Raw genomic sequence first — 25,796 nt, forward strand, 5'->3', positions numbered from 1 at the left:
CTGGCTCTTGAGGCCATGCGTCTTGAGGCCATACGTCTTGAGCTCTGAGGCGCACCTGCCTATAGCCGGGCTTTGATGACCCAGCATGACGATCCTGCCCTCGGGCACGCCGACCTGATCGCAGACCGTCTGGTCCCGTTTCCGAAACCACATTTCCTGGGCGCGGGCGACCTGAACCCGCCGTTCGTTCTGAGCCTGCTGGATCTGGCCGATGCCTGCGTCGATCTGAACCGACAGTCGACGAAGGCGCTGGACCTGCTGCGTGGGCGCACGGTCATGAACCTGTTCTTCGAGAACTCGACCCGGACCAGCTCTTCGTTCGAGATCGCGGCCAAGCGGCTGGGTGCCGACGTCGTCACCATGCCAGTCGGCGCATCCTCGGTGAAGAAGGGCGAGACCCTGATCGACACGGCGGTGACCCTCAACGCCATGAAGCCGGACATCCTGGTGGTCCGCCACGGCGCCTCGGGTGCGGCGGCCCTGCTGTCCCAGAAAGTCGGCTGTGCGGTGGTCAACGCCGGCGACGGCCGCCACGAGCATCCGACCCAGGCCCTGCTCGACCTGCTCAGCCTGCGTCGCGCCTTCGCGGACGTCGGCGGGCTGACGGTCGCCATCTGCGGAGACATCGCCCACAGCCGCGTGGCGCGCTCTAATGTGGCCCTGCTGTCGATGATGGGCGCTCGCGTCCGCCTGATCGGGCCGCCGACCCTGGTGCCTGGCGATGCCGACCGCTGGGGCTGCGAGGTCTTCCACGACATGCGCGAGGGCTTGGCCGGCTGCGACGTGGTCATGATGCTGCGCCTCCAGCTGGAGCGGATGGACGGGGCGCTGGTGCCGTCGACGCGCGAGTATTTCCGCTTCTGGGGTCTGGACCGCGAGAAGCTGGCCTGGGCCAATCCGGGCGCCAAGGTCATGCACCCGGGGCCGATGAACCGGGGCGTTGAGATCGACTCCGACGTCGCCGACGACCTGTCGGTCTCCCTGATCCAGGATCAGGTCGAGATGGGCGTCGCCGCGCGAATGGCGGTGCTAGCCTCGCTTTCGGCCCGTCTGGAGGGCGCGGCATGAGCTCGCAGGCCATCATCAACGCCCGGCTGCTGGACCCGGCGTCGGACTATGACGGCCCCGGCTCGGTGGTCATCGAGGACGGCGTCATCACTCGGGTCGAGCGGGGCTCGGTCGCGGTTTCGGCGACGGAAATCCTCGATGCGCGCGGCCTCTGCCTGTCGCCCGGCCTGATCGATATCCGCGTCCGCACGGGCGAGCCCGGCGCAGAGCCCAAGGAGACGCTCAAGTCCGCCAGCCTGTCTGCGGCGGCCGGCGGCGTGACGACCGTGGTCATCCAGCCCGACACAGATCCGGCTGTGGACGATCCGGCCATGGTTGATTTCATCCAGAGGCGCGGTGCGGCCCTGAACCTGGTCAACGTCCGTGCGGCGGGCGCGGCGACCAAGGCACGCGACGGCAAGCGGATGGCCGAGATCGGTCTGATGCACGAGGCCGGCGCTCTCTATTTCACCGACGGCGACCACGTCATCGCCGACAGCCGCGTGCTCTCGCGGGTGATGAGCTACGCCACGGCCTTCAACGCCCTGATCGCCTGCCGCCCGGCCGATCCCTGGCTGACCGAGGGCTCGGTCGCGACGTCCGGCGAACTGGCCACACGCCTCGGCCTCAGCGGCGCGCCCGCCATCGCCGAGCGCATCCAGCTGGAGCGGGACCTCGCCCTGGTCGAACAGACCGGCGCGCGTTTCCTGATCGACCAGCTGTCCACCGAGGCGGCTCTTGAGGTGCTGGCGCGCGCGCGGGGCAGGGGGCTGGAGGTCGCGGCCTCGGTCTCCATCAATCACCTGTGCTTCAACGAGATCGACATCGGCGACTACCGGACCTTCTACCGGCTCGACCCGCCGCTCCGTCCCGAGAGCGACCGCCGGGCGCTGATCGAGGCGGTGCGCGACGGCCTGATCGAGGCCATCACCTCGGCCCACACGCCCGCTCCCGCCGAGGACAAGCGCCGTCCGTTCGCCGAGGCCGCCCCGGGCGCCGTGGGTCTGGAGACCCTGCTGCCGGCCGCTTTGAGCCTGCATCACGAGGAGGGGCTGGATATCCTCGACGTGCTGCGGCCGCTGACCCACGGCCCGGCGACCCTGCTGGGGCTGGACGCGGGCGTGCTGGAAGCCGGAGCGCCGGCCGACTTGATCCTGTTCGACCCCGACGCCCCGGTGATCGTCGACGCGGCGACCTTGCGGTCCAAGTCGAAGAACTCGCCGTTCGACGGCCGCAGGCTTCAGGGCCGGGTGGAAATGACGGTTGTCGGTGGACGGGTAGTCTACCCCACCTAACCCGTGCACCCCGGCGAAGGCCGGGGTCCAGATCACGGATTCAGTCGGCTTGGATTGGGCGCCAGTCTTTGAACGTCAGATAGCGTGTTAGCCATCTGGACCCCGGCCTTCGCCGGGGTGCACGGTGAGGGCAGCGGGCGTTACGGCTTCTGCTCCAGCGCATACAGCGCCTCCGCCATCTCCTCGGCCTTCGTCGCGATCAACGCCTGAGCGTCGTAGATCGCGCGGTTGTAGACCGCGTGGCCCAGCTTCTCGGCGAAAAAGTCCATCAGCATCGACGCCTGAAGGTCGCCGATCTCCGTATCCAGTTCATCGCGCAGGAAGGCCTTGATGCGCGGGATCAGGTCCCGCTGCTCTTCCTTCGAGAACACGATCGGTTTCATCCGGTGATCTCGGCCAGGGTTTCCTCGGCTGTCATCCAGGCGGCTTCGGCGACGTCGAGGTCGGATTGCGACTTCGCCCGCGAACGGGTCAGGCCTTCCAGCGCCTTCGGATTCGAGACGGCCGCGTTGGCCAGGTCGTCGTCGATGCGGGCGATCTCGGCGGTCAGGGCGACGACGCGTTCCTCGGCCTTCTTCACCGCGTGGCGCAGGGTCGACGGCGAGGGCCCGGACTTCTTTTGAGCCCTATCGTTCGCCCCGCGAGGGCTCACTGCTTGAGGGCTGGCTGCGGCAGCCGCCTCTTCCTTCTTCACCTGCGTCGGCTTCACGGCGGCCTGTTTCGCGCGGTCGAGAACGAATTTCGCATAGTCGTCCATGTCGCCTTCGAACGGCTTCACCGTGCCGTCGGCGGCCAGCCACAGCCGGTCGGCGACCATCTCCATCAGCGAGCGGTCGTGGGTGATCAGGATGACGGCGCCCGTGTAGTCATTGAGCGCATCCAGCAAGGCCCGGCGGCTGTCGATGTCCAGGTGGTTGGTCGGTTCGTCGAGGATCAGGACGTGCGGGGCCTCCATGGCCACCATGTTCAGCAGCAGGCGCGCGCGCTCGCCGCCGGACAGGCTGTCGACCGTGGTCTCCTGTTTCTCGTAGTTCAGGCCGAACTGGGCCAGCTTGGAGCGCCGCGCGCTTTCCGGCGCATCCGGCATGGCGCGGCGGATGATCTCCAGCGGCGTGTCGGTCGGATCCATGGCCTCGATCTGATGCTGGTGGAACCAGCCCACCCGCATCTTCCTGTCGCGGTGCAGTTCGCCCTCGGTGACGTTCAGGGCGCCCGCGATCATCTTGGCGAAGGTGGACTTGCCGGCCCCGTTGACGCCCAGCAGGCCGATGCGGTCGTCCAGGTCCATGCGCAGGTTCAGATTGCGCAGGATCGGCCGACCGGGCTCATAACCGACATTGGCCCGCTCCAGCCGAATCAGCGGCGGCGCCAGCGGACGCGGCGGCGAGGGCAGGGTGAAGGGGGCGACGCGCTCTTCGATCGTGGTGGCGACCGGCTGCATCTTCTCCAGACGCTTCATGCGCGACTGAGCCTGGGCGGCCTTGGAGGCCTTGGCCTTGAACCGGTCGACGAAGGACTGGAGGTGGGCGCGTTCGGCGTCCTGCTTGGCCTTGGCCGACAGCTGCAGGCGGGCTTTTTCGGCACGCGCCTTTTCGAACTGGTCGTAGTTGCCGGTGTAGATCTCCAGCTTGCGGTTCGCGAGGTGGAGAATGTGGGTGCAGACCTCGTTCAGCATCTCGCGGTCGTGGGAGATGATCAGGGCGGTCGCCGGATACTTCTTCAGCCGCGCCTCGAGCCAGAGCGCGCCTTCCAGGTCGAGATAGTTGGTCGGTTCGTCGAGCAGCAGCATATCGGGCTGGGCGAACAGGGCTGCGGCCAAGGCCACGCGCATGCGCCAGCCGCCGGAGAACTCCGACATCGGCCGCTGCTGGTTCTCGTGGTCGAAGCCGAGACCGGCGAGGATTTCCGCGGCGCGGGCCGGAGCGCCGTCGGCGTCGATTTCGATCAGGCGCGACCAGATCTCGCCCATCTCCTCCGGCTCGGCGGTTTCGAGGCGGCCGAGAAGCTCATGGCGTTCGGTATCGGCCTCCAGGATGGTCTCGACCACGCTGACGGGGGTGGCCGGGTGTTCCTGATCGACCGAGCCGATGCGGGCCGTCTTCGGCAGGGAGACCTCATCGCCGTTGCCGGCCAGTTCGCCCAGGATGATCTTGAACAGGGTCGACTTGCCGATGCCGTTGCGACCGACCAGCCCGACCTTGGAACCCGGCGGCAGGCTGACCGAGGCGTCATCCAGAAACTGGCGGCCCCAGGCGTTGAACGTCAGGTTGGTGATCTGGAGCATGGAAACGAACGTCCGAAAGGCGAAAATCCGCTCCTCAAGCAGCGAGCCGCCGCGAGGGGAGCGATAGGAGCCAACATCATGTTGGAAACCGGGGAGGGCGCGTCTATAAGCCCGCGACCTTCAATCTCCCAAACAAGAAGTCACTTTCCATGACCGACCGCACCTTCTCGATCATCAAGCCCGACGCCACGCGCCGCAACCTGACCGGCGCGATCAACGCCGTGATCGAGGGCGCCGGCCTGCGCATCGTCGCGCAACGCCGCATCAAGCTGACCGAGGCCCAGGCCAAGAAATTCTACGAAGTCCACGCCGAGCGTCCCTTCTACGGCGAACTGGTCGGCCAGATGATCGCCGAGCCCGTCGTCGTCCAGGTTCTGGAAGCCGAAGGCGCCGTCGCCAAATACCGCGAAGTCATGGGTGCCACGAACCCGAACGACGCCGCCGACGGCACGATCCGCAAGCTCTTCGCCCTGTCGATCGGCGAGAACTCGGTCCATGGTTCGGACTCCGACGAGAACGCCAAGATCGAGATCGCCCAGTTCTTCACGGACGCCGACATCGTCGGCTAGCGCCTTTCGCGAGCCCAGTTAGGTTCGCATAGCGTGACTATAAACACCCGCGTCCGGAACTGGACGCGGGTGTTTTCGTTTTCTCTGCACGCAACTCCCCTCAGCGTAATCGGAGATTTCCCTATGAAGACGATCCTGAAGATGACCCCGCTGGTCGGCGTGATGGCCCTGCTGGCCGCCTGCGGCACGACCATGGAACAACGCGCCGCAACCGGCGCCATCGGCGGTGCTGTGGCCGGTCAGGTCATCGGCGGCAACACCGGCTCGACCGTGGCCGGCGCCGCGATCGGCGGCGTGGCCGGTGCCGCGACCACGCGTCCTCGCTAAGGCCTCAGCACGCGAGCGACCGCTTCGCTCGTTTCCGCTGATGTGAAGAAAAGGCCTCGGAGCAATCCGGGGCCTTTTGTCATTCAGGGTCGAGGTTCGCTTTCTACAGACGGGCGCAGAAGGCCGCGAGAGCCTGGGGATACAGGCCATGTTCGGCATTCAGCACTCGCTGGGCCAGGGTTTCCGGCGTGTCCTCCGGAATGATCGGGACCGCCGCCTGATCCAGGATCGGGCCTTCATCCACGCCCTCGGTCACCAGATGCACGGTGCAGCCCGCCTCGGCGTCTCCCGCGGCCAGTGCGCGGGCGTGGGTTTCGAGGCCGGGGTATTTGGGCAGGAGGCTGGGATGGATATTCACCATCCGCCCGGCCCAACGCTGGACCAGGAAGGGCGTCAGCAACCGCATGTAGCCGGCCAAGGCGATGACCTCGATCCGGGCCGCGTCGAGTTCGGCCTGAAGGGCGGCCTCATGGGCGGCGCGGTCCTTGCCGAAAGGCCTGTGATCGACGGCTGCGGTGGCCACACCCTTGGCGCGCGCGACGGCCAGTCCCCCGGCTTCTGGATCGTTGGACAGGACCAGTACGACCTCATAGGGCGCATCGGCCGCCTGACCGGCGTCGATCAGGGCGGCCATGTTCGATCCGGCCCCCGAGATCATCACGGCCACGCGCACGCGGCCCGTCGCCTCGCTCATCGTGCGGCGGGCGCCGGGTCGCCGACCGAGACGAAGGCACCGGCCGGGCCGGGATAGACGACCGGGCTCTCATAGCCATCGTCGGAAATCGCCGAGACGCCGAAGAAATAGTCGTCGATCGGCACGCCCGTCAGCACCAGCGACGTCGCGGTCCCGGCATTGCGGTTGAAGGTCCACTGCGGCGCCGTGGTCGAGCGCCACCAGACGCGATATCCGGCTGCGCCGGGCACGGCGGACCAGCGCAGGGTCGTGTCCGGCTTGACTGCGCCTTCGATGGTCACGCCGGCCGGGACCATGGGCGCGTTGGCCAGGGCCGCCATGGTCGCGATGTTCAGGCGCGCGACCTGGGCTAGATAGTCGAAGTCCACGCCCTCGATCGTATCGCCGTATTCGACGCCGTTCTCGTTGCGCAGGTCCTGATGCTGGCGGTCGTAGTTCTCGGCGCCTTCGGAGATGCGGACGGCGGGGAAGCCCGCGCGCAGCATCTCGACCTGGTCGCCGCCCCGGCCGAAGCGGTCGGTGCGATAGATCATGTCGACGTCGAAGTTCACCAGATACCGATCCGCGATGCCGTCGACGTAGCGGGCCAGGTTGCGCGAAGACGAGTCGACCTCGCCCCCGTTGTAGCGACGACGTTCGGCCTGCGACGGGGTCTCGACCGTCTTGGTGCCCTCGGAGAAGACGCGGACGCGGCTGGTGTCGCGGATGCCCGACTGGCCTTCGGAGTTGCCGACGATGTCGTTGTTCAGGTTGGCCTCGACGACCCACCCTTGCGCCTTGGCGTAGTCTGCCAGGATCTTGCCGCCCAGCAGGCCCTGCTCTTCGCCCGACAGGACGGCATAGACCAGGGTGGCGTCGAACTGGTGTTTCGACAGGACGCGCGCGGCCTCCAGCACGGCGGCCACGCCCGAGGCGTCGTCATTGGCGCCCGGCGCGTCGGCGGTGAAGTTCATCACGTCGGTGACGCGGCTGTCGATGTGGCCCGAGATGACGATGACCCGGTTCGGATCGCCGGTGCCACGCTGGATGGCGAGGACGTTGACGACCTCGGTCGGCGTGGGGACGCGTGGGCCGGTGACCGTGTCGGCGGGCAGGGCGATCTCGAGACAGCCGCCGCACTCGGTCGAGATGGTGCGGAAATGGCTCTCGGCCCAGCGGCGGGCGGCGCCGATGCCGCGCGTGTCCGAATCGGTCTGGGACAGGGTGTGGCGCGTGCCGAACCCGACCAGGGCGGTGATGTCCGCATGCATCCTGTCTGCCTCGACGGCGGAGACGACCGTGTGGAGCAGGGGCTGTTCGACGGCGGCAGGCGTCTGGGCGTGGGCGACGGCGGGCAGGGCCAACAGGGCGGCGAGGGCGATCAGGCGCATGGGCGACTCCAGTTTGCGCGGACACTAACGGCTTCCCTCTCCCTGTGGGAGAGGGCTTGAGCGTCCAGGAGAGAAGCGATTGGAACTGCGAAAGGGTGAGGGTTGGCCCTAAGCGGTGAGGCACGGCCCTCACCCTTTCGGCCAAGACGCATCGCTACGATCTGCGGGCCTAAAGCCCTCTCCCGCCGGGAGAGGGAGGCTAAACGAGCTGCCCGCAGACGAACGCCGTCTCACCGGCTTCCAGCAGGCCGGCCAGAACCTCTTCGGCATTCTCCGGCGCCACGATCAGGATGAAGCCCACGCCACAGTTGAACGTCCGGCGCATCTCGTGCTCGGAGATGCCGCCCGTTTCGGCCAGCCACTGGAAGACCGGCGGAACGGGCCAGGCCTCCCAATCGAACTCGGCCGACAGGCCCTCGGCGATGCAGCGGGGCGGGTTCTCGATCAGGCCGCCGCCGGTGATATGGGCCGCGCCCTTGATCAGTCCCGCCTTCATCAGCGGCAGCACCGACTTGATGTAGATCCGGGTCGGCTCCATCAGGGCCTGGGCTAGGGTGCGGTCCTTGGCGAAGGGCGCATCGTCGCCCCACGACAGGCCCGACCGCTCGACCACCTTGCGAATCAGCGAATAGCCGTTCGAGTGCGGACCGGACGAGGCCAGGCCGATGATCAGGTCGCCGGTGTTCTGCAGGTCCAGGCGAGGCAGGGCGTGGCCCCGCTCGACGGCGCCCAGCGAGAAGCCGGCCAGATCATAGTCGCCGCCCGAATACATGCCCGGCATTTCCGCCGTCTCGCCGCCGACCAGAGCGGCCCCGGCCATGCGGCAACCCTCGGCGATGCCCGACACCACGCGGCGGGCCGCGTCGATCTCCAGCTTGCCGGTCGCATAGTAGTCGAGGAACAGCAGGGGCTCGGCGCCCTGCGCCAGCAGGTCGTTGACGCACATGGCCACCAGATCGATGCCTACCCCGTCATGGCGGCCGGTTTCGATGGCGATCTTCAGCTTGGTGCCGACGCCGTCCGTGGTCGAGACGATCAGGGGATCGACGAATCCGGCCGCCTTCAGGTCGAACAGGGCCCCGAATCCCCCCAGCGACGGCTCCGATCCGGGGCGCGCGGTGGACTTGGCCAGCGGCTTGATATGCTCGATCAGCATGTCGCCGGCATCGATGTCCACGCCTGCATCGGCGTAGGTCAGGCCGTTCGGCAACGTGTTTTTGGGGTCGCTCATCGCTAGCAGGCCTGAATCGGTGCGGAAAAAAGGCCGTGCCTCTTGCCACGACCGCGTTGCGGGGGGCTATAGCATCCGAATGACGCCGATCACCACCAATGACGCGCTGGTTCAGTTCTGCGCGGCCGTCGCCCAAGCCGAGTTTATCGCTGTGGACACCGAGTTCATGCGCGAGACGACCTATTGGCCCAAACTGTGCCTGATCCAGGCCGCCACGCCCGAGCACGAGGCGATCATCGATCCGCAGGCCGAAGGGCTGGATCTGACGCCCTTCCTGGACATCCTGCGCGACCCGAGGATCGTGAAGGTCTTCCACGCCGCGCGTCAGGACACCGAAATCTTCGTCAAGCTGGGCGCCATGCCCAAGCCGATGTTCGACACCCAGGTCGCCGCCATGGCCGCCGGGTTCGGTGATCAGGTCGCCTATGATTCGCTGGTGCGCCAGATGCTGCGCATCGACCTGGACAAGGGCAGCCGCTTCACCGACTGGTCGCGCCGCCCCCTGTCGGACGCCCAGCTGCACTACGCCATCGGCGACGTGACCCATCTGGCCGCCCTGTACCCCAAGCTGCGCGACCGGTTGGCCAAGGAAGGTCGTCTGGACTGGGTGACGTCGGAGATGGAGGATCTGGTCGATCCGGATCTCTACGACACCGATCCGGACAAGGCCTGGAAACGGCTGAAGCCCAAAAAGTACAACGCCAAATACCTGGCCGCCTTCAAGGCGACGGCGGTCTGGCGCGAGCGGGCGGCGCAGGACCGCGACCAGCCGCGCGGCCGCGTCCTGAAGGACGAGGCGATCGACGAGATCGCGACCCAGGTCCCGACCGACGTGGAGGCCTTCAACCGTCTGCGTTCGGTACCCAAGGGCTTCGGCGGCTCGCGTCTGGGGCTTGAACTGACCGAAGAACTCAAGCGGGTCATGGCCGACCCTGAGGCTCACGCGCCCAAGCTGGACCGTCCGGCCCACAACCAGCCCGCCCCGCCTTCGGTCGTGGAACTGCTGAAGGTTCTGCTGAAGGCCAAGAGCGACAACGCCGGCGTGGCCTCCAAGCTGATCGCCAACGTCGCCGACCTGGAGAAGATCGCCATCGACGACAACGCCAAGGTCGACGCCCTGACCGGCTGGCGCCGTCAGCTGTTCGGCGAGGACGCCCTGAAGCTCAAGCGCGGCGAGATCGCCCTGGTGCTGAACGGCGCGCGCGTGGAAGTCGTCGAGATCGAATAGGCGTCAGATCTCGAGCTTCAGCCCCATGGCCTCGGCCAGACCCTTGGCGCGTCGACGCGTCTGCTCGCCCAGCAGGACGTCGGCATAGCCCTCGGACGCCGTCAGTTTCAGCGTGCCGCCCTTCACGGTGATCTTGGCGTTGGCCAGAAGCTGAGGGGAACGGCCGGACAGATCGCAACCCAGCCTCATCGCCAGTCCAAGGGCGCGCGCACTGACGCGGGCGTCGGGGCTGAGCAGTCGCTCCGCCACCTCGGGCGCGGGGGTCGCGGCATTGCCGCCATAGCGGGCATTGAGGGCGCAGGCCAGCCACACGCGCTCGGGGTGGGTCTGGCCCGGAATCGGTGCCCGAAGAACCTGATCGAACACCAGCTCAAGTCGATGATCGGGATGCAGCCTGGCACCCAGATCCGCCAGCCGACAGGCGGCGGCGGCCAGAACCGCATCGCGATCGGCGCTGAAGGCCCGGGGCAGGGCGGCGATCACGTCGCCGAGCCAGGCGTTCAACGCCGCCGGCAGGGCCGGAGAAATCCCCTGACGCGCCCCCAGGGCGGCGGCCCCGGCGATCAGCGGATCGGCCGTCGCCTCGTCCTGATCCAGCGCCTCGTACAGCAACCCTTCGCGAAGGCCCCAGGCGGAGAAGGTGATGGTCTTCAGGCCCAGGGTCTCGATCAGCCCCTCCAACACCAGGGCGGCATAGGGCAGGGTCTCGGCCCGGCGCTTCGATACGCCCGGCAGCCGGTCCAGCGACGCCCGCGACTGCTGCGCCACCAGCCGCGCCACGCCGCGCGCGTCGTCGGCGCTCATGGCGTACTGGTGGACGATGTGCAGCGGATAGTCGCTCATGGCCATGTGCAGCTGGGCCAGCGACCGCCAGCCCCCGCCGACGGCATGCAGGTCCTTGGTGGCGAACCCCTTGGCGATAGGCTTCAGCCGCTGGGCGATCGTGGCCCGCAGCCGTCCGGCGTCGAATCCCTTGGGATCCGCCAGGCTGAAAGGGCCGAGCGGCAGGGTGATGCCGGGCGCGGCGGCCCCCTCGCCGATCTTGATCAGCTCTAGGCTGGACCCGCCCATGTCGGCGGCGACACCCGTCGAGCGCGGCTCTCCGGCCAGCACCCCCAAGGCGGCGTACTTCGCCTCTTCCTCGCCGGTCAGAACGCGGACCCTCAGGCCTGTCGTAGCGGCGACGCGGTCGCAGAAGGCGGGGCCGTCCTCGGCCTCGCGCACAGCGGCCGTGGCGGCGACGAAGGTATAGGCCGGGCGCACGCCTTCCAGCACGGCCGCGAACCGGCGCAGGGCGCTCATGGCCATCTCGACCCCGGCGGGCGAGAGGCGGCCGGTCTCCGGCATGTCGCGCCCCAGGCCCGCCAGGACCTTCTCGTTGAAGACGGTCCAGATGGCGCGGCCTTCCAGCCGGTACAACACCATCCGCACCGAGTTCGAACCGATGTCGATCACCGCCGCTTCGCGCGGGGTGGCGTACAGTTCATTCACTTGCCGGGCCGATCGTAGCGCAGCCGTCCGGGACGGTTCTTCACCTTGCGGCCCCGGCCCGACAGGCTGGGGTTGGTCATGAAATACTGGTGAGCCGAGAAGGGTTCGCCCGGCCCGGTGTGCACGACGCGCGTATAGCCGCCGTCGGCGCCCAGGATCCAGCTCTGGGCGTCGTCCTTCAGGTTGGCGACCATGATCTGGTCCAGCACCTGGTCGTGCACCGTGACATTGGTGATCGGCGTCATGATCTCCACCCGCCGGTTCAGGTTGCGCGTCATCCAGTCGGCGGACGAGATATAGACCTTCGCCTTGTCGTGCGGCAGTTCCTTGCCGTTGGCGAAACAGATGATCCGGCTGTGCTCCAGGAACCGTCCGACGATCGACTTGACCCGGATGTTCTCCGACAGCCCCGGCACGCCCGGCCGCAGGCAGCAGATCCCGCGCACGACTAGCTCGATCCGCACGCCCCACTGCGAGGCGCGGTACAGGGCGTCGATGATCTCGGGATCGACCAGCGCGTTGAGCTTGACCCAGATCGCCGCCGGCTTGCCCTGGGCCGCCGCCGACATCTCCTTGCCGATCAGTTCGATCAGGGTCGACTTCATGTTGAGCGGCGAGACCACCAGCGCCTCGAGGTCCTGGGGCTGGGCATAGCCGGTGATGTAGTTGAACACGCGCGACGCATCGCGGGCCAGCACCGGGTTCGAGCTGAAGAGGCTCAGGTCGGTGTAAACCTTGGCCGTGATCGGGTGATAGTTGCCGGTTCCGAAGTGACAGTAGGTCTTCAGGCCGTCGCCCTCGCGCCGCACGACGACGCTGACCTTGGCGTGGGTCTTGTACTCGACGAAGCCGAAGACGACGTGGACACCTGCGCGTTCCATCGCCCGGGCCCAACGCAGATTGGCCTCCTCGTCGAACCGGGCCTTCAACTCGATCAGGGCCACGACGTTCTTGCCGTTCTCGGCCGCCTCGATCAGGGCCGCGACGATCGGGCTGTCCTTCGACGTCCGGTACAGGGTCTGTTTGATCGCGATGACGTTGGGATCGCGCGCCGCCTGACGCAGGAACTGCACCACCACGTCGAAGCTCTCGAAGGGATGGTGGATCAGAATGTCCTTCTCGCGCACCGAGGCGAAGACGTCGCCGTTCTGGTCGCGAACACGCTCGGGATAGCGGGGCTCATAGCCGGGGAATTTCAGGTCGGGATGGCCCGATGAGATCAGCTCGCCCAGCTGGGCCAGGCCCAGCATCCCGTCGACCATGACCACGTCCTGCGGCGCGGCCTCCAGTTCGCCGACGATGAAGTCGCGCAGGTCATCAGGCATGGAGGCCTCGATCTTGACCCGCACGACCGAGCCCAGCCGGCGTTGCTTCAGGGCCTCCTCGAACTCCAGCACGAGGTCTTCGGCCTCTTCCTCGATCTCGATGTCCGAATCGCGGATCAGGCGCAGCACGCCCTTCTCCAGGACCTCGTGGCCGGGGAACAGATGCTCGATGAACAGCAGCAGGACGTTCTCGAGCGAGATATAGCGGCGGCGCCCCTTCACCGATCGCCCGTCGCCGGTCAGTTCCCAGAAGCGGCGCACCTGAGTCGGTACGGGCACCAGAGCATAGAGGGTCTTGTTGTCGCGTTCGCGTCGCAGCTTGAGCGCCAGCGAGAAGCCCAGGTTGGGCAGGAAGGGGAAGGGGTGGGCCGGATCGATGGCCAGTGGCGTCAGGACGGCGAACAACTGGTTCAGGAACTCGGGTTCGAGCCGCTCCTTGTCGGTCTTGGTGATCTTGGACGAATGGACGACCTCGATCCCGGCGCCGACCATCTCGCGACGCAGTTGACGCCAGCGCTCCTGTTGTTCGGTCATCAGCTCGCTGGCGGCGATATTGACCTTTTCCAGCTGTTCGGCGGCGGTCAGGCCATCGGCCGACAGCACGCGCACCCGCTCGCGAACCTGGCCCTTCAGCCCCGCCACGCGGGTCATGAAGAACTCATCCAGGTTATTCGCCGAGATGGACAGGAACCGCAGCCGCTCCAGCAGCGGGTGGGTCGGATTGGCCGCCTCTTCCAGAACGCGGGCGTTGAAGGCCAGCCAGCTGATCTCGCGATTGAAGAACCGCGTCGGCGAGGCCATCAGGTCCTCGTCCAGATGCAACTGCGGGGCGCGAGAGGAGGGAACTTCCTCTCCGGTGGTGGCGTCGGAGATCGCGGCGTCGGACATGGCCCGGTTGTGAGGCGCGATTGTTACGGCTGCAACCTCCTTTCCCACCTTCGATCATCACTAGACGAAACGCAGTCGAGATCCCTTGTCCTCCCGCCCGAAGCGAAGCGGAAAGCCGGATCCCTTGTCCTCCCGGCCGAAGCGAAGCGGAGAGTTGCGTCGCTTGTCATCCCGGCCGTAGCGAAGCGGAGAGCCGGGACGTGGAAGCTTGAAAATCTAACCTTCCGGAAATCGCGCTGGCGATTATCCGAAAACAGCGTGGGGCCTGGCCAGTCTCCCGGACAGCCGCTTCGCGTCTTCCGGGAGGTTGAAGGGGCCTGTCTTTCCGTCCCGGCTCTCCGCTTCGCTACGGCCGGGATGACAAGGACCTCTCAGTTGTCATCGGAAGGGGATGACGACAGCTCCAGCACCTGCCGCGCCAGGGTCCGCGTGACCGGCCGGTGTTCGGCGTCCAGCCTGTCCACGACTTCTAGAACAGCCTCGGCCGAGCGATCCATTCGCTTCACCAGATAGTCGATCACCCCGTCACCCGGCGTAATGCTGCGCTCCGCGAACCGAGCGGTCAGGATGGCGGACAGGACCGTGTCGTCCGGTGCCTCCATGGCCACGACCCGCACGGCGTCGAGCCGCGATCGCAGGTCAGGCACGGCCACCTGCCAGCGCCGAGGCGACGGGCGCGACGCCATCAACAGGGCCCCGCCGTCCTGCTGGGCCAGGTTGATCAGGTGGAACAGGGTCTCGTCGTCGGCGTCCTGGGCGATGTCCAGCAGAACTGGCCGGCCTTCCAGCTCCAGCGGATCGGCCAGGGCGGCTTCGGCGCCGTTCAGCGGGATCGCCCCGACCCGTTCGGCCCATATGGCGGCCAGATGGCTCTTGCCGCATCCCGCCGGGCCGCAGATCGCCATCACCTGGCCCGCGCTGTCCGGCCACACTGCGAGCGCGTCCACCGCATAGGCGTTCGATGCCGAGCGCACGAAATCGGCCGCGCCTGCGGGGACCTCCCGTGTCAGGGGCAGTCTGAGCTGTTCGCGAAGGGGACGGCGGGCCGACATGGGTTCACCATAACAGATCGGCCCGATTGTCCTGATACGGTTCGGCGTCGCGACGTGGACAGACGATCCGGCCCTGTGGACCGCTGCGACCGCTTCTGACGTCGAACAGAATAATTATCATGGCGCTCGAACGGCCATCTCGGCCCGTAGGCCGGGGTTCGAGATCGTTGAGCGTGGCATGATGCCGGACCGGTCTAGACTGCCGAAGCGGATCGGGGTGGTCGACGCAGACGGCCTGGATCCGAACGCTTCGGACGCTTCGGACGCTTTGGACGGTGTTTTGCAGTCCGGACGCAGGGGCCGCAACCTGCGCCGACCTTGACTTTCGGGGGCGCGGATGCGCCTTACGCCGCTTCCAATTCCCGCCGTTTCACGGCCGATTTAGACGATTTTCCTCATGCACGCCTATCGCTCCCACACCTGCGGCGCCCTCCGGTCTTCGGACGCGGGCTCCAATGTGCGTCTGTCCGGCTGGGTCCACCGCAAGCGCGACCTCGGCGGCCTGCTGTTCGTCGATCTGCGCGACCACTACGGCATCACCCAGCTGGTCCTGCACCCCTCGACGCCGGGCTTCGAGATCGTCGAGCGCCTGCGCGCCGAAAGCGTCATCAAGATCGACGGTGAGGCCGTCATGCGTGACGCCTCGACCGTGAACGCGCTGCTGCCTACCGGCGAGGTGGAGGTCCGCGTCGCCGGCCTCGAAGTCCTGTCCGAAGCCGCCGAACTGCCCATGCCGGTCTTCGGCGATCAGGAGTACCCCGAGGAAATCCGCCTTCAGAACCGCTTCCTCGACCTGCGTCGCGAGCGTCTGCACAAGAACATCGTCCTGCGCTCCAAGGTGATCTCCTCGATCCGCCAGCGCATGGTCGGTCAGGGCTTCCTCGAGTACCAGACCCCGATCCTGACCGCATCGTCGCCGGAAGGCGCGCGCGACTTTCTGGTGCCGTCGCGGATGCACCCGGGCAAGTTCTACGCCCTGCCGCAGGCTCCGCAGCAGTTCAAGCAGCTGCTGATGGTCTCGGGCTTCGACCGCTATTTCCAGATCGCGCCCTGCTTCCGCGATGAGGACCTGCGCGCCGACCGTTCGCTGGAATTCTACCAGCTCGACGTCGAGATGAGCTTCGTCACCCAGGAAGACGTCTTCGCCGCCATCGAGCCGGTGATGCACGGCGTGTTCGAGGAATTCTCGAACGGCCTGCCGGTCTCGCCGATCGACGGCGCGCATACCTTCACCAACGACTTCGGCGAGACCTTCGAGCACGCCGGCTTCGAGCGCCTGACCTACGCCCAGTCGATCGCCTGGTACGGCACCGACAAGCCCGACACCCGCAACCCGATCAAGATGCAGGTCGTCTCCGACCACTTCCGCGACGGCGGCTTCGGCCTGTTCGCCAAGATCCTGGGTGCCGATGAGAAGAACGCCGTCTGGGCCATCCCGGCCCCGACCGGCGGATCGCGCGCCTTCTGCGACCGCATGAACTCCTGGGCGCAGGGCGAAGGCCAGCCCGGCCTCGGCTACATCTTCTGGTCGGACGACCAGAACGCCTGGGGCGGCCCGATCGCCAAGAACCTGGGTCAGGAGCCGACCGAGGCCCTGATGTCCTCGCTGGGTCTCGGCAAGGGCGACGCCGCCTTCTTCACGGCCGGCCTGCCGTCCGCCTTCTACAAGTTCGCCGGTCTGGCCCGCACACGCGTCGGCACGGAGCTGAAGCTGATCGACGAGAACCAGTTCAAGTTCTGCTGGATCGTCGACTTCCCGATGTTCGAATGGTCGGAAGAAGAGAAGAAGGTCGACTTCTCGCACAACCCATTCTCGATGCCGCAAGGCGGTCTGGAGGCCCTGGAGACGCAGGACCCGCTCACCATCCGCGCCTATCAGTACGACATCTGCTGCAACGGCTATGAGCTGTGCTCGGGCGCGATCCGGAACCACAAGGCCGAGATCATGCTGAAGGCCTTCGGCATCGCCGGCTATGACGCCTCGGTGGTAGAGGACCAGTTCGGCGGCATGCTGAACGCCTTCCGCTACGGCGCGCCCCCGCACGGCGGTCTGGCCCCCGGCATCGATCGCATCGTCATGCTGCTGGCCGGCGAGACCGCCATCCGCGAGGTCATCGCCTTCCCCCTGAACCAGCAGGGCGAAGACCTTCTGATGAACGCCCCGACCGAGGCGCAGGAGCGTCAGCTCAAGGACGTCCACATCCGCACGGCCCTGCCGCTCAAGTAGCAGGGACGGCCGGTCTCGCCCCGCGAGGGGCGGAGCCTGGTCTTTGACAATTGGGAAGGCGGTCGGCGGCGAGCCGGCCGTTCAGCCTCAGTCGGCGCTGGCGAAATTCCGGCGTGGCGACGCCGGCGCTGCAGGCGCGGCCGGAGCGGCGGGCGGGCGTGGCGCCTGTATCAGGGTCATGCGTGAGCCGCAGGCTCGCACGCTCAGGCCACGCGGCAGGCTCGTTGTGGAATCGCCGCAGGCCTCGGAGACTTGGGACTGGGTCAGGCCGCGTGCTCCCGACAGGTCCGCGCCCCGGATGTCGGCGCGCCGCATCGAAGCGTTGTTGAACCGGGCCCCGCCGAAGCTAGCCCGCGCCAGACGGGCGCCGTCGAGTTCGGCGTTCGAAAAATCAGCGCCGCCGAAATCGCCGCTGACCATGTTCGCGGCGTTCAGTTCGGCATTGGCGAAAGAGGCGCCGCGAGCACTGACATTGGCCAGGGTCGTGCCGAACAGCTCGGCGTTCGCCAGGTTGGCTCCGGAGAGCGCAGCGGCGTTCAGGTTGGCGCCCATCAGCTCGGCGCTGGACAGATTGGCGCGGCTCAGGTCGGCTCGGCTGAAGTTCGCGCCCTGGGCCTCAGCGCCGCTCAGGTTCACATCGCGGAAGACGGCCGAGCTGAAGTTCGAACCCTGGATCTCGGCGCCGGTCATGTTGGCGCGGGTGAAATCGCTGGACGAGAAGTTGGAGCCGACCAGCTCGGCCCCACGCAGGTCTGCCCCGACCAGGGTCGCGCTCGTGAAGCTGGCCCCCGTGAACGTTGCACCGGCCAGGTTGCGGCCGGACAGTTCGCAGCGGTTGCAGGATCCACCCAGCGAAATCATCCGCGTCACGTCGCGGTCCTGAAACGACAGGCTGACCTCGGCCACGGCGGGCGCGGCCAGCGCCGAGAGGCCGGCCATGAGCGCGATCGCCGGAAGAACTGCGGACAACGAACGGGAGACGGGCAGGGACTGTTTCACTCGGTCTAAATGACCCGGAAGCCGCTGAAACCCTACTTAAATCGCCGTAAGGATGTAGGTCGTCAGCAGGCCGGAATGCGCAGGCTTCCGGGCAGGGTGGTCGAGGCGTCGCCACAGGCCCGGTTCAGCTGGCCCTGGGTCAGACCCGTCGCCCGCGCCAGCTGGGCGCCGGAGAAGTTGGTCCCGGTCAGGGTCGCGCCGGAGAAGCTCGCGCCTTCCAGATAGGCGCCGACGAAGCTGGCATTGGTCAGATCGGCCCGGTTGAAGTTCGAGGAGGAGAACACCCCGCCGAAGGCTTCGACGTCGCGCAGGTCGCCGTTCGAGAACCGCGTGCGGTTCATGGTCGACAGGCTGAGGTCGGCCTGGCGCAGGCGCGACCCCGAAAGGTTCAGCCCGCGCGCCTCCAGCCCGGAGAAATCACCCTGGAACAGGTTGCAGCCCGAACAGCTGGCGCCGCCGCGCACGCGAGCGATCTGGCCCGCGTTCTGCGCTAGGGCGGGGGCGGCGACCAGGACGAGAGCCGTCGCGGCGAGGATCAGGCGTTTCAAGGCGGTCGTGCTCCAGCCAGCCTATGGAAGGCGTAGGCCGCAGGTTATCGCTCAGGTGTTTACGATCTGCTGAACCAGCGGATCGCCCGCGGTCTATCCGCGCATCTGGGGCGCCACCCCGCAGGTGTCGCAGATCCAGGCGCCGCCACGCTGCTGAAGGGTGAAGTCACCGCAGGCCGGGCAGGCGTCCGCTTCGGCGCGATCGCTCCTGACGGGCATCTCCGGCTTCTTGCCGAACGGCAGGACGACGAGGTTGTCGGGCGTCGCGCCCCGGGCGAAGCCCTTGGAGATGAAGTGGGCTGCCGGAACCAGTTCATCAGCCTTGCCCGAGCCCAAGCCGTCTGCGTGCAGCGGCTCAGCGTCGGCGTTGGCTAGCTCATGTCGGTCCAGATAGGACACGCCCAGCTCGCGGAAGATGTAGTCGAGGATCGAGGTCGCCGACCCGATCGAATCGTTGCCCGTGACCCGCCCCGCCGGCTCGAACCGGGTCAGCAGGAAAGCATCCACGAACTCGTCCAGGGGCACGCCGTACTGAAGGCCGATCGAGATCGCGATGGCGAAATTGTTCATCAGGCTTCTGAAGGCGGCGCCTTCCTTGTGCATGTCGATGAAGATCTCGCCGAGCTCGCCGTCCTCGTACTCGCCGGTGTGGATATAGACCTTGTGGCCGCCGACGGCCGCCTTCTGGATATAGCCCTTGCGGCGATCAGGCAGCTTGCGCCGGGTGCGGACGCGTTCGATCACCCGCTCGACGACCCGCTCGGTCTGCGCCGGCTTCGGAGCGGGCTCCGGGGCCGGAGCCGACGCGCGGCGGGCCGGCTCAAGGTCGGGCAGCACCAGCAGGGCCTGGTTCGACGCCTGCCTGCGCGAAATGCGCAGCGCCCGGCGGCCTTCGGAGGCGGCCTGGCTCAGGACCGCCATGGCGACGCCGATGCCGGCGCGGCTGGGCAGTTCCACCGGGGTCAGGTCGGCGACGTCGCTCGAGGCCTCGGCCAGCCGAACCAGGGCGGCGGCCGAGGCGGGCAGGTCGGCCAGGACCGCCTTGAGCCGGGCGGGGGCGCCGGGCCAGCCGCACAGGTCACGGCGACCGAAGACGTAGTCGCTCGCGGCCGCGATCTCTTCGGCCGACGCCAGCAGAGCCAGGGCGCCGCCCCGCGTTGCCGTCGCCTGATCGACGCCGAGGACGTCGCGGATAAAGCCTGCCTCCAGCACCGGTGGACTGAAGGCGTCTTCAAGACGCTCGAGCTGGCCGAGCGCCGCCTCAACCGATTCGAGCTCGGCGTCCGTGAAGCCTCGCGCGGCGAGGGCGTCGTGTCCGAGTGCAGGCGCACCGGCGAGCGTCCGCCGGCCCAGCAACCAGCGCTCGGCATCCTCCACGTCGCCGCCTTGTGCGGCAATGGCAAAGGCCAACGCCGGGTGAAGTCGGCGGATGACCTGACCGTCTCCGGTCTGGAACAGGTCGACGGCCGACAGGGGGGCGACGCCCAGACGTAGGTCCCGCTCAGAGTCGGCGGCGAGTGTGGCGATGACGGCGTGCCGACGACCGTTCGCCTCCGCTGCGGCATGGGCCTGGGCGGTGCGTAAAGACGCGGCGCGGCCGAGGTCGCTGTCCGGTCCAGCGAGGCGCGCCTCACGAATCTCGAGTTCGACCAGAACCGTCTCGGCGGCGACGGTCCAGTCTGCGGCCGGTCGAAGGTCCCCGGCCAGTTCGCTGGAGGCTAGAGAGGCGGACGCGGCGAACAGGGCCGTCACCGCCGTGAACTCAGCCTCATCGATCACGCCGTCGGCCTGCGCGAGCAGCCACTCCAACCCACCCTCCAGCGTCAAGACGATCGGCCGGACAGCGTGGCGTCGGCGCGCGAGACGCCCATCGGGTGCGAAGCCGCAGGCGACCTCGATCTCCAGAGCCGTAGTCCAGAGGCGGGCGAGCGCGTCCAGACCCTCGACCAGATCGGGCAAGGTTTCGGCGACGACGGGCAGGGCGACCGCGCAACCGGGGGCGATGGCGAGGTCGGCAGCGGCCTCGGCGTCACGCACCGAGAAGGCGACGACCAGATCATCGGCCAGGCAACCGTCGGCGGCGGCGCGGAGGGCTGCGTCCACGGCAGAGCCTGGATCGGGAACGGCAACGACGCGCGTCTGGCAGACCGCCTCGGGCTCGGGCGCCGAGAACAGACGTCCCGCGATGGCGTCCAGAATGGCGGTGTCGTCGGCTCCGGCGCGTCGGGCGGCGAGCGCGGCGCGGGCGAGGGCCGGGTTGGCTGCCGGATCTGAGCAGACCTCGGCCGGTCCTTCGCAGCGTCGGACCGCGTCGGTCACGGCGCGCAGGGTGCGAGTCACGCCTTCGAGCGCGTGGGCGGTGACGCGCTGCGTGCGCCGGCGGGCGGTGTCGCTGTCGAACCGCGCACGTACGCCGGCGTCGCTCAGATCAAAGGCCGCTGTGTTCCGCGTCGGACCTGTCGCCGTCTCCGACGCCGGCGGGGTCCTCGCACCTTCCAGGAGCACGGAGGACGGTGCGGCGAGGCCGAGGACCACGCTGGCGATCAATTCGTTGGAGAAGGTCTCCGCGTCCCGGCCGGTCCTGAAGACGCCCGTGGCGCGGCCCCAGGCGGCGAGCCGGGTCGCCCAGCGATCGAGGGCGCCGTCCAGAATCGCCGGTCCAGATGTTCCGCTCCGGTTGGACGGTCCTTCCAGCCTCGGCCAGTCGTCCGGCGATCCGTCGTGCCAGTCCATCCAGGCCTCGACGCGGGCATCGCTCCACGCCACGGGCGCCGTTACCCGGATCACGCGGTCGGCCCGTTCGATCTCGCGCGCCTCGCAGATCACCGAGGCGGACAGTTCGGTCAGGAAGGGGGTGAAGCGCATTCGCAGGCCCGGCACAGGATCGTTTCGTCAGCCTAGGGCGCTCCGCCCTGCCGCCGCAATAGATGTAGCGTGTGTGAGCAAGGTTACCCCCAAGATGTTGCTTGATCGGATTTCGGCTGGATGCTGGACGCGGAAGCGGCCGGTTTCTATGATCGCTCGACTGGATCGGCCCTCCCGCCGTTCCGAACCTGTAAGACTGGATACGGCTCGTGCTCGGAAGAATCTTCGGTTGGACGTCCGGCGCGACGATCGGCACCCTCTTCACCATCGCCAAGCGCGGCGAGTTGATCGGTACCGACGAGACAGGCAACCGTTACTACCAGTCGCGCGACAACGTCAGCTACGACGGTCGCAAGCGCCGCTGGGTCGTCTACAACGGCTATGCCGAGGCCTCGAAGGTGACGCCGGACTGGCACGGCTGGCTGCACTACACGTTCGACGAGCCGCCGACTGCCGAGCCCCTGCCGCGCCGTCGTTGGGAGAAGGATCACCTGCCCAACATGACGGGTACGCCGCTGGCCTGGCATCCGCAGGGTTCTTTGCTGGCGGAGGGCGTGCGTCCGCCCGCGACCGGCGACTACGAGGCCTGGAAGCCCGAATGAACCGCGCCCGCATCCTGATGATCGGAACCGCCGTCGTCGCCCTGACGGTATCCGGCGGCGTGGTCGCGGGCGGCTGGCAGAATGCGCCGGCCCAGGATGCGACACCGGCTTCGGATCCGATCGGGGACGCCCTGCGAACCGCGCCGACCGAAGAAGCCGCGCCGGCCGGTGATCCGGCTCCGGCCGTGCCGATCGCCATTACGCCGCCGATCCCGACCGTCGTCGTGGCGGCACGCGACGACGACGAGGCGGATGCCGAAGGGGACGCCAAGGCGGACGAGGGCGAGGGCGAGACCGACGAGGATAAGGCCAAGCGTCTCGCCACCGACACGCCGACCCCGCGCCAGCGCCGCCGCGTCGCCATCATCGAGGCCATCGACAAGATCACTGCCGAGAGCATGCGGTTCGAGGTCGAGGTCGGCGGTCGTCCGGTGCGCTTCAACCAGGCGCTGATCTTCACGGCTCGCGCCTGCGAGGTCTCTGCCGAGAACGAACTGGTCGAGGACGCGATCGCCTATGTGGATGTAACGCTTCAGCCGAAGGCGGCCGGGACGGCGCCGCGCCAGATCTTCCGGGGCTGGATGTTCTCGTCCACGCCGGCGATCAGCGGGCTGCAACATCCGATCTATGACGCCTGGGTCGTCGGCTGCAAGGCGTAGCTCACCGCCTCAATGCCTGACAGGGCGCGGGTCAGGGCGGTCTTGTCGGGCTTGGCGCGCAGGGCGGCGTCCAGCATCCTGAGATAGGTCGACTGCGGCGTCTCGATCAGACCGAACTGGTCCAGATGCGGGGTGCGGAACTGGGCGTCGAGCAGCACCCAGCCACCGAGCCTCAGTCGCGCCACCAGATGTGCGAGGGCGACCTTGGAGGCGTCTGTCGCCCGGCTGAACATGCTCTCACCGAAAAAGGCGCCGCCCAGGGTCACGCCATAAAGGCCGCCGACCAGCACTTCATCGCGCCAACACTCGATGCTGTGGGCGAAGCCCAGCGTATGAAGCTCCAGATAAAGGCTGCGGATCGGAGCGTTGATCCAGGTCTCCTCCCGTCCTCCGCCGGGAGCGGCGCAGGCGTCCAGAACCGCGCCGAAGGCCGTATCGACGCGCACGACGAAGGGCTCGCCACGGATCGTGCGGCGCAGTCGAGCGGGCAGATGAAACCGGTCCAGTGGGATGACGCCCCGCAGGTCGGGTTCGACGAGGAAGACGCGCGGATCGTCTCGCGCCTCGCCCATCGGGAAGACGCCGTTGGCGTAGCAGCGGAGCAGCGCCTCAGCCGTGAACTGGTCGGGCGGCGGGAAGGCGGTCGCCTCGGGATCGGACACGTCAGGCCTTTCCCGAAGCGGAAGTCATTCGCCCTTCTGGGTCTTGGCCCACTTTTCCAGCCAGTGGATGTCGTAGTCGCCCGAGAGGATGTCCGGCTCGTTCAACAGCTTCTGGAACAGCGGAATGGTCGTGTCGATGCCGCCGATGACGACCTCGTTCAGCGACCGCTTCAGGCGGGCGATGCACTCGGCCCGATCGCGGCCGTGGACGATGAGCTTGCCGATCAGGCTGTCGTAGTAGGGCGGGATCGAATAGCCGGCGTAGATGGCGCTATCCAGTCGCACGCCCAGACCGCCCGGGGCGTGGAAGTCTGTGATGGTGCCGGGCGAGGGCGTGAAGGTCTCGGGGTTTTCGGCGTTGATCCGGACCTCGATGGCGTGGCCTTCGAAATGGATGTCTTCCTGGGTGAAGGACAGCGGCAGGCCGGCGGCGATGCGGATCTGTTCGCGCACCAGATCGACCCCGGTAATGGCCTCGGTGACCGGGTGTTCGACCTGCAGGCGGGTGTTCATCTCGATGAAGAAGAACTCGCCGTCCTCCCAAAGGAACTCGATGGTGCCGACGCCCAGATAGCCGATGGCGGCAATGGCCTTGTTGACCGTCTCGCCGATGGCGATCCGCTGTTCCGACGACAGGGCGGGCGAGGGAGCCTCTTCCAGCACCTTCTGGTGACGGCGTTGCAAGGAGCAGTCGCGTTCGCCAAGGTGGACGACGTTGCCGTGGCTGTCGGCCACGACCTGGATCTCGATGTGGCGCGGCTTCTGGAGGTAGCGCTCCATGTAGACGGCGCCGTTGCCGAAGGCGGACTTGGCCTCGGTCTGGGCGGTCTGGACGGCCTCCACCAAGTCGTCTGCGGTCAGGGCGACCTTCATGCCGCGTCCGCCGCCGCCCGCTGCCGCCTTGACGATCAGGGGGAAGCCGATGGTCTTCGAAGCCTCGATAGCCGCCTCGACGGTCTCGACCTCGCCGTCGGAGCCGGGAACGCAGGGGATGCCCGCCTCCATCACCGTCTTCTTGGCGGTGATCTTGTCGCCCATGACGCGGATGTGCTCCGGCGTCGGGCCGATGAAGGTCATGCCGTGGGCGTTGACGATCTCGGCGAAGCGGGCGTTCTCGGACAGGAAGCCGTAACCCGGGTGGATCGCCTGAGCACCGGTGATCTCGGCCGCCGCGATGATCGAGGGAATGTTCAGATAGGATTTGGCGGCCGGGGCCGGGCCGATGCAGACGCTCTCATCCGCCAGACGCACCCACATGGCGCCGCGGTCGGCTTCGGAGTGAACGGCGACGGTGGAGATGCCCATCTCCTTGCACGCGCGGTGAATCCGCAGCGCGATCTCGCCGCGGTTGGCGATCAGGACCTTGGTGAACATGGCCTCAGGCCTCGAGGACGACGAGGGCTTCGCCGAACTCGACGGGCTGTGCGTCGCCGACCAGAATCTCCTGCACGACGCCGTCGCGAGGAGCCTGGATCGGGTTCATTGTCTTCATCGCCTCGACGATCAGCAGGGTCTGGCCCTTCTTGACCTTGTCGCCGACCTTGGCGAACGGCGGAGCCTCGGGCGAGGCCTGCAGATAGACGGTGCCGACCATCGGCGACTTCACGATCTCACCCGACTTGGCGACGATGGTCGCGGGATCGGACGGCATCGACAGGGGCGCGGCCGGGGCGGCGGAGGCAGCGGCGAAGGCCGGCTGTTGCGGCGCGGCGGCGTACTGAACGACGGGGGCGGCGGTGATCTCGCGAGCGACGCGGATGCGCAGTTCGCCGCGCTCGACTTCGATCTCGGTCAGGGAGGTGTCGTTGAGGATGTCGGCCAGCTGACGGACCAGGCTGGTATCGATCTCCGTCGAGGGTTCGTTGTCGAGTTTCTTGTCGGTCGCCATGGGAGCTATGCCTTGTGGTCTATGGTCAACGGGCTGGCGATGCGGAGCGTTCCCGCGCCAGCCGGAGGGCGGCCTTGACGGCCAGTTCGTAGGAATGGGCGCCGAAGCCCGAGACGATGCCCGTGGCTGCCAGCGAAACGTAGGAGTGACGCCGGCAGTCCTCGCGAGCCGCCGGGTTCGACAGGTGGCACTCGACCACCGGAATGGTCAGGGCCTTCAGCGCGTCGAGCAGGGCGATCGACGTGTGGCTGTAGGCCGCCGGATTGATGACGAGGGCCACAGCCTCGATCCGGGCTTCCTGAATCCAGTCGACCAGTTCGCCTTCGTGATTCGATTGACGGAAGACGACCTGTGCGCCCTCGGCCGCCGCCTCGCACAGCGCCTGCACGTCCGCCAGGGTCTCGCGCCCATAGATATGCGGCTCCCGCACCCCCAGGAGGTTGAGGTTGGGACCGTTCAGGACGTAGAGAACCGGGGTTTCGGGCATTCGCTCCGGATGGGCTTGGCGAAGAGCCAGGCTCTTCGGTGGGCGGGCCTTTTAGCGG

At 67.5% G+C, this 25,796-nt stretch carries 23 protein-coding genes; 8 read left to right on the forward strand and 15 right to left on the reverse strand.

The genetic code is table 11. The features are described 5' to 3' along the window. Window positions 1-75 precede the first annotated feature (75 nt). Window positions 76-1,068, forward strand: coding sequence for an aspartate carbamoyltransferase catalytic subunit (locus ACW171_RS02825; protein ID WP_492095586.1), 993 nt, complete (start codon window positions 76-78; stop codon window positions 1,066-1,068). Continuing rightward, entirely contained in the window at window positions 1,065-2,342 is a 1,278-nt protein-coding gene (gene pyrC / locus ACW171_RS02830) for a dihydroorotase (RefSeq protein ID WP_492095587.1), read from the forward strand. The genes ACW171_RS02825 and pyrC overlap by 4 nt, the downstream gene beginning before the upstream one ends. Window positions 2,343-2,482: 140 nt before the next feature. On the opposite strand, the gene ACW171_RS02835 is transcribed toward pyrC, so the two are convergent. Continuing rightward, window positions 2,483-2,725 carry a DUF2164 domain-containing protein gene (locus ACW171_RS02835; protein ID WP_492095588.1) on the reverse strand — a complete coding sequence of 81 codons (243 nt, stop codon included), beginning with the start codon at window positions 2,723-2,725 and terminating at the stop codon, window positions 2,483-2,485. Then, a complete protein-coding gene (locus tag ACW171_RS02840) occupies window positions 2,722-4,626 on the reverse strand; it encodes an ABC-F family ATP-binding cassette domain-containing protein (RefSeq protein ID WP_492095589.1) in 1,905 nt (634 codons plus the stop codon). Before ACW171_RS02840 ends, ACW171_RS02835 begins: the two co-directional genes overlap by 4 nt. Window positions 4,627-4,775: 149 nt before the next feature. On the opposite strand from ACW171_RS02840, the gene ndk reads away from it, so the two are divergent. Beyond that, a complete protein-coding gene (gene ndk, locus ACW171_RS02845) occupies window positions 4,776-5,195 on the forward strand; it encodes a nucleoside-diphosphate kinase (protein ID WP_492095590.1) in 420 nt (139 codons plus the stop codon). A 123-nt stretch (window positions 5,196-5,318) separates the two neighbouring features. After that, window positions 5,319-5,522, forward strand: coding sequence for a YMGG-like glycine zipper-containing protein (locus ACW171_RS02850; RefSeq protein WP_492095591.1), 204 nt, complete (start codon window positions 5,319-5,321; stop codon window positions 5,520-5,522). 103 nt (window positions 5,523-5,625) lie between these two features. Here ACW171_RS02850 and purN read toward each other — a convergent pair whose 3' ends face one another. The 3 genes from purN to purM all read right to left on the reverse strand — a co-directional run bounded on the left by purN (window position 5,626) and on the right by purM (window position 8,817). Next, a complete protein-coding gene (gene purN / locus ACW171_RS02855) occupies window positions 5,626-6,216 on the reverse strand; it encodes a phosphoribosylglycinamide formyltransferase (RefSeq protein WP_492095592.1) in 591 nt (196 codons plus the stop codon). Next, window positions 6,213-7,586 (reverse strand): M28 family metallopeptidase, encoded by a 1,374-nt coding sequence (locus ACW171_RS02860; RefSeq protein WP_492095593.1) that lies wholly within the window; start codon window positions 7,584-7,586, stop codon window positions 6,213-6,215. Before ACW171_RS02860 ends, purN begins: the two co-directional genes overlap by 4 nt. Window positions 7,587-7,785: 199 nt before the next feature. Further along, window positions 7,786-8,817 carry a phosphoribosylformylglycinamidine cyclo-ligase gene (gene purM, locus ACW171_RS02865; protein ID WP_492095594.1) on the reverse strand — a complete coding sequence of 344 codons (1,032 nt, stop codon included), beginning with the start codon at window positions 8,815-8,817 and terminating at the stop codon, window positions 7,786-7,788. 79 nt (window positions 8,818-8,896) lie between these two features. Between purM and rnd the strand changes: the two genes are divergently transcribed. Beyond that, complete coding sequence (rnd, locus tag ACW171_RS02870; protein ID WP_492095595.1) at window positions 8,897-10,045, forward strand: ribonuclease D; 1,149 nt, start codon at window positions 8,897-8,899, stop codon at window positions 10,043-10,045. Between the two features lie 3 nt (window positions 10,046-10,048). On the opposite strand, the gene ACW171_RS02875 is transcribed toward rnd, so the two are convergent. The 3 genes from ACW171_RS02875 to ACW171_RS02885 form a co-directional block, all read right to left on the reverse strand. Then, complete coding sequence (locus ACW171_RS02875) at window positions 10,049-11,470, reverse strand: Ppx/GppA phosphatase family protein (protein ID WP_492096576.1); 1,422 nt, start codon at window positions 11,468-11,470, stop codon at window positions 10,049-10,051. A 62-nt stretch (window positions 11,471-11,532) separates the two neighbouring features. Beyond that, window positions 11,533-13,749, reverse strand: a complete 2,217-nt coding sequence (locus ACW171_RS02880; RefSeq protein WP_492095596.1) for an RNA degradosome polyphosphate kinase — start codon at window positions 13,747-13,749, stop codon at window positions 11,533-11,535. Between the two features lie 371 nt (window positions 13,750-14,120). Then, window positions 14,121-14,801, reverse strand: a complete 681-nt coding sequence (locus tag ACW171_RS02885) for a P-loop NTPase family protein (protein ID WP_492095597.1) — start codon at window positions 14,799-14,801, stop codon at window positions 14,121-14,123. Window positions 14,802-15,189: 388 nt separating this feature from the next. Between ACW171_RS02885 and aspS the strand changes: the two genes are divergently transcribed. Then, complete coding sequence (aspS, locus tag ACW171_RS02890; RefSeq protein ID WP_492096577.1) at window positions 15,190-17,028, forward strand: aspartate--tRNA ligase; 1,839 nt, start codon at window positions 15,190-15,192, stop codon at window positions 17,026-17,028. Between the two features lie 87 nt (window positions 17,029-17,115). Here aspS and ACW171_RS02895 read toward each other — a convergent pair whose 3' ends face one another. The 3 genes from ACW171_RS02895 to ACW171_RS02905 form a co-directional block, all read right to left on the reverse strand. Then, window positions 17,116-17,967 (reverse strand): pentapeptide repeat-containing protein, encoded by an 852-nt coding sequence (locus ACW171_RS02895; protein WP_492095598.1) that lies wholly within the window; start codon window positions 17,965-17,967, stop codon window positions 17,116-17,118. Window positions 17,968-18,089: 122 nt separating this feature from the next. Beyond that, entirely contained in the window at window positions 18,090-18,575 is a 486-nt protein-coding gene (locus tag ACW171_RS02900) for a pentapeptide repeat-containing protein (RefSeq protein WP_492095599.1), read from the reverse strand. Between the two features lie 93 nt (window positions 18,576-18,668). Continuing rightward, window positions 18,669-21,440 (reverse strand): TSCPD domain-containing protein, encoded by a 2,772-nt coding sequence (locus tag ACW171_RS02905; RefSeq protein ID WP_492095600.1) that lies wholly within the window; start codon window positions 21,438-21,440, stop codon window positions 18,669-18,671. 209 nt (window positions 21,441-21,649) lie between these two features. On the opposite strand from ACW171_RS02905, the gene ACW171_RS02910 reads away from it, so the two are divergent. After that, window positions 21,650-22,042: an NADH:ubiquinone oxidoreductase subunit NDUFA12 gene (locus tag ACW171_RS02910; RefSeq protein WP_492095601.1), complete on the forward strand. Its 393-nt coding sequence runs from the start codon at window positions 21,650-21,652 to the stop codon at window positions 22,040-22,042. Beyond that, entirely contained in the window at window positions 22,039-22,701 is a 663-nt protein-coding gene (locus tag ACW171_RS02915) for a DUF2155 domain-containing protein (protein WP_492095602.1), read from the forward strand. Before ACW171_RS02910 ends, ACW171_RS02915 begins: the two co-directional genes overlap by 4 nt. Here the strand turns inward: ACW171_RS02915 and aat are convergent. Genes aat through ACW171_RS02935 form a run of 4 tightly spaced genes read right to left on the reverse strand, consistent with a single transcriptional unit; the run spans window position 22,668 to window position 25,738 of the window. Further along, complete coding sequence (gene aat, locus ACW171_RS02920; protein WP_492095603.1) at window positions 22,668-23,363, reverse strand: leucyl/phenylalanyl-tRNA--protein transferase; 696 nt, start codon at window positions 23,361-23,363, stop codon at window positions 22,668-22,670. The two genes, ACW171_RS02915 and aat, sit on opposite strands and share 34 nt — an antisense overlap. Before the next feature lie 24 nt (window positions 23,364-23,387). Then, window positions 23,388-24,737: an acetyl-CoA carboxylase biotin carboxylase subunit gene (gene accC / locus ACW171_RS02925; protein WP_492095604.1), complete on the reverse strand. Its 1,350-nt coding sequence runs from the start codon at window positions 24,735-24,737 to the stop codon at window positions 23,388-23,390. Window positions 24,738-24,741: 4 nt separating this feature from the next. After that, window positions 24,742-25,251: an acetyl-CoA carboxylase biotin carboxyl carrier protein gene (gene accB, locus ACW171_RS02930; RefSeq protein WP_492095605.1), complete on the reverse strand. Its 510-nt coding sequence runs from the start codon at window positions 25,249-25,251 to the stop codon at window positions 24,742-24,744. Between the two features lie 25 nt (window positions 25,252-25,276). Next, window positions 25,277-25,738 (reverse strand): type II 3-dehydroquinate dehydratase, encoded by a 462-nt coding sequence (locus tag ACW171_RS02935; RefSeq protein WP_492095606.1) that lies wholly within the window; start codon window positions 25,736-25,738, stop codon window positions 25,277-25,279. Between the last annotated feature and the right edge of the window lie 58 nt (window positions 25,739-25,796).

Source organism: Brevundimonas sp. FV1ye28 (assembly GCF_058681135.1).

What these genes read in the sequence shown, in the direction of transcription:
- rnd (WP_492095595.1), top strand. Translation starts at nt 8,897, where the DNA reads ATGACGCCGATCACCACCAATGACGCGCTGGTTCAGTTCTGCGCGGCC.
- accC (WP_492095604.1), bottom strand. Translation starts at nt 24,737, where the DNA reads ATGTTCACCAAGGTCCTGATCGCCAACCGCGGCGAGATCGCGCTGCGG.
- ACW171_RS02880 (WP_492095596.1), bottom strand. Translation starts at nt 13,749, where the DNA reads ATGTCCGACGCCGCGATCTCCGACGCCACCACCGGAGAGGAAGTTCCC.
- ACW171_RS02935 (WP_492095606.1), bottom strand. Translation starts at nt 25,738, where the DNA reads ATGCCCGAAACCCCGGTTCTCTACGTCCTGAACGGTCCCAACCTCAAC.
- ACW171_RS02860 (WP_492095593.1), bottom strand. Translation starts at nt 7,586, where the DNA reads ATGCGCCTGATCGCCCTCGCCGCCCTGTTGGCCCTGCCCGCCGTCGCC.
- ACW171_RS02905 (WP_492095600.1), bottom strand. Translation starts at nt 21,440, where the DNA reads ATGCGCTTCACCCCCTTCCTGACCGAACTGTCCGCCTCGGTGATCTGC.
- ACW171_RS02885 (WP_492095597.1), bottom strand. Translation starts at nt 14,801, where the DNA reads ATGTCGGCCCGCCGTCCCCTTCGCGAACAGCTCAGACTGCCCCTGACA.
- ndk (WP_492095590.1), top strand. Translation starts at nt 4,776, where the DNA reads ATGACCGACCGCACCTTCTCGATCATCAAGCCCGACGCCACGCGCCGC.
- pyrC (WP_492095587.1), top strand. Translation starts at nt 1,065, where the DNA reads ATGAGCTCGCAGGCCATCATCAACGCCCGGCTGCTGGACCCGGCGTCG.
- ACW171_RS02835 (WP_492095588.1), bottom strand. Translation starts at nt 2,725, where the DNA reads ATGAAACCGATCGTGTTCTCGAAGGAAGAGCAGCGGGACCTGATCCCG.
- ACW171_RS02850 (WP_492095591.1), top strand. Translation starts at nt 5,319, where the DNA reads ATGAAGACGATCCTGAAGATGACCCCGCTGGTCGGCGTGATGGCCCTG.
- accB (WP_492095605.1), bottom strand. Translation starts at nt 25,251, where the DNA reads ATGGCGACCGACAAGAAACTCGACAACGAACCCTCGACGGAGATCGAT.
- ACW171_RS02825 (WP_492095586.1), top strand. Translation starts at nt 76, where the DNA reads ATGACCCAGCATGACGATCCTGCCCTCGGGCACGCCGACCTGATCGCA.
- ACW171_RS02895 (WP_492095598.1), bottom strand. Translation starts at nt 17,967, where the DNA reads ATGGCCGGCCTCTCGGCGCTGGCCGCGCCCGCCGTGGCCGAGGTCAGC.
- ACW171_RS02915 (WP_492095602.1), top strand. Translation starts at nt 22,039, where the DNA reads ATGAACCGCGCCCGCATCCTGATGATCGGAACCGCCGTCGTCGCCCTG.
- purN (WP_492095592.1), bottom strand. Translation starts at nt 6,216, where the DNA reads ATGAGCGAGGCGACGGGCCGCGTGCGCGTGGCCGTGATGATCTCGGGG.
- ACW171_RS02840 (WP_492095589.1), bottom strand. Translation starts at nt 4,626, where the DNA reads ATGCTCCAGATCACCAACCTGACGTTCAACGCCTGGGGCCGCCAGTTT.
- purM (WP_492095594.1), bottom strand. Translation starts at nt 8,817, where the DNA reads ATGAGCGACCCCAAAAACACGTTGCCGAACGGCCTGACCTACGCCGAT.
- ACW171_RS02875 (WP_492096576.1), bottom strand. Translation starts at nt 11,470, where the DNA reads ATGGTGTTGTACCGGCTGGAAGGCCGCGCCATCTGGACCGTCTTCAAC.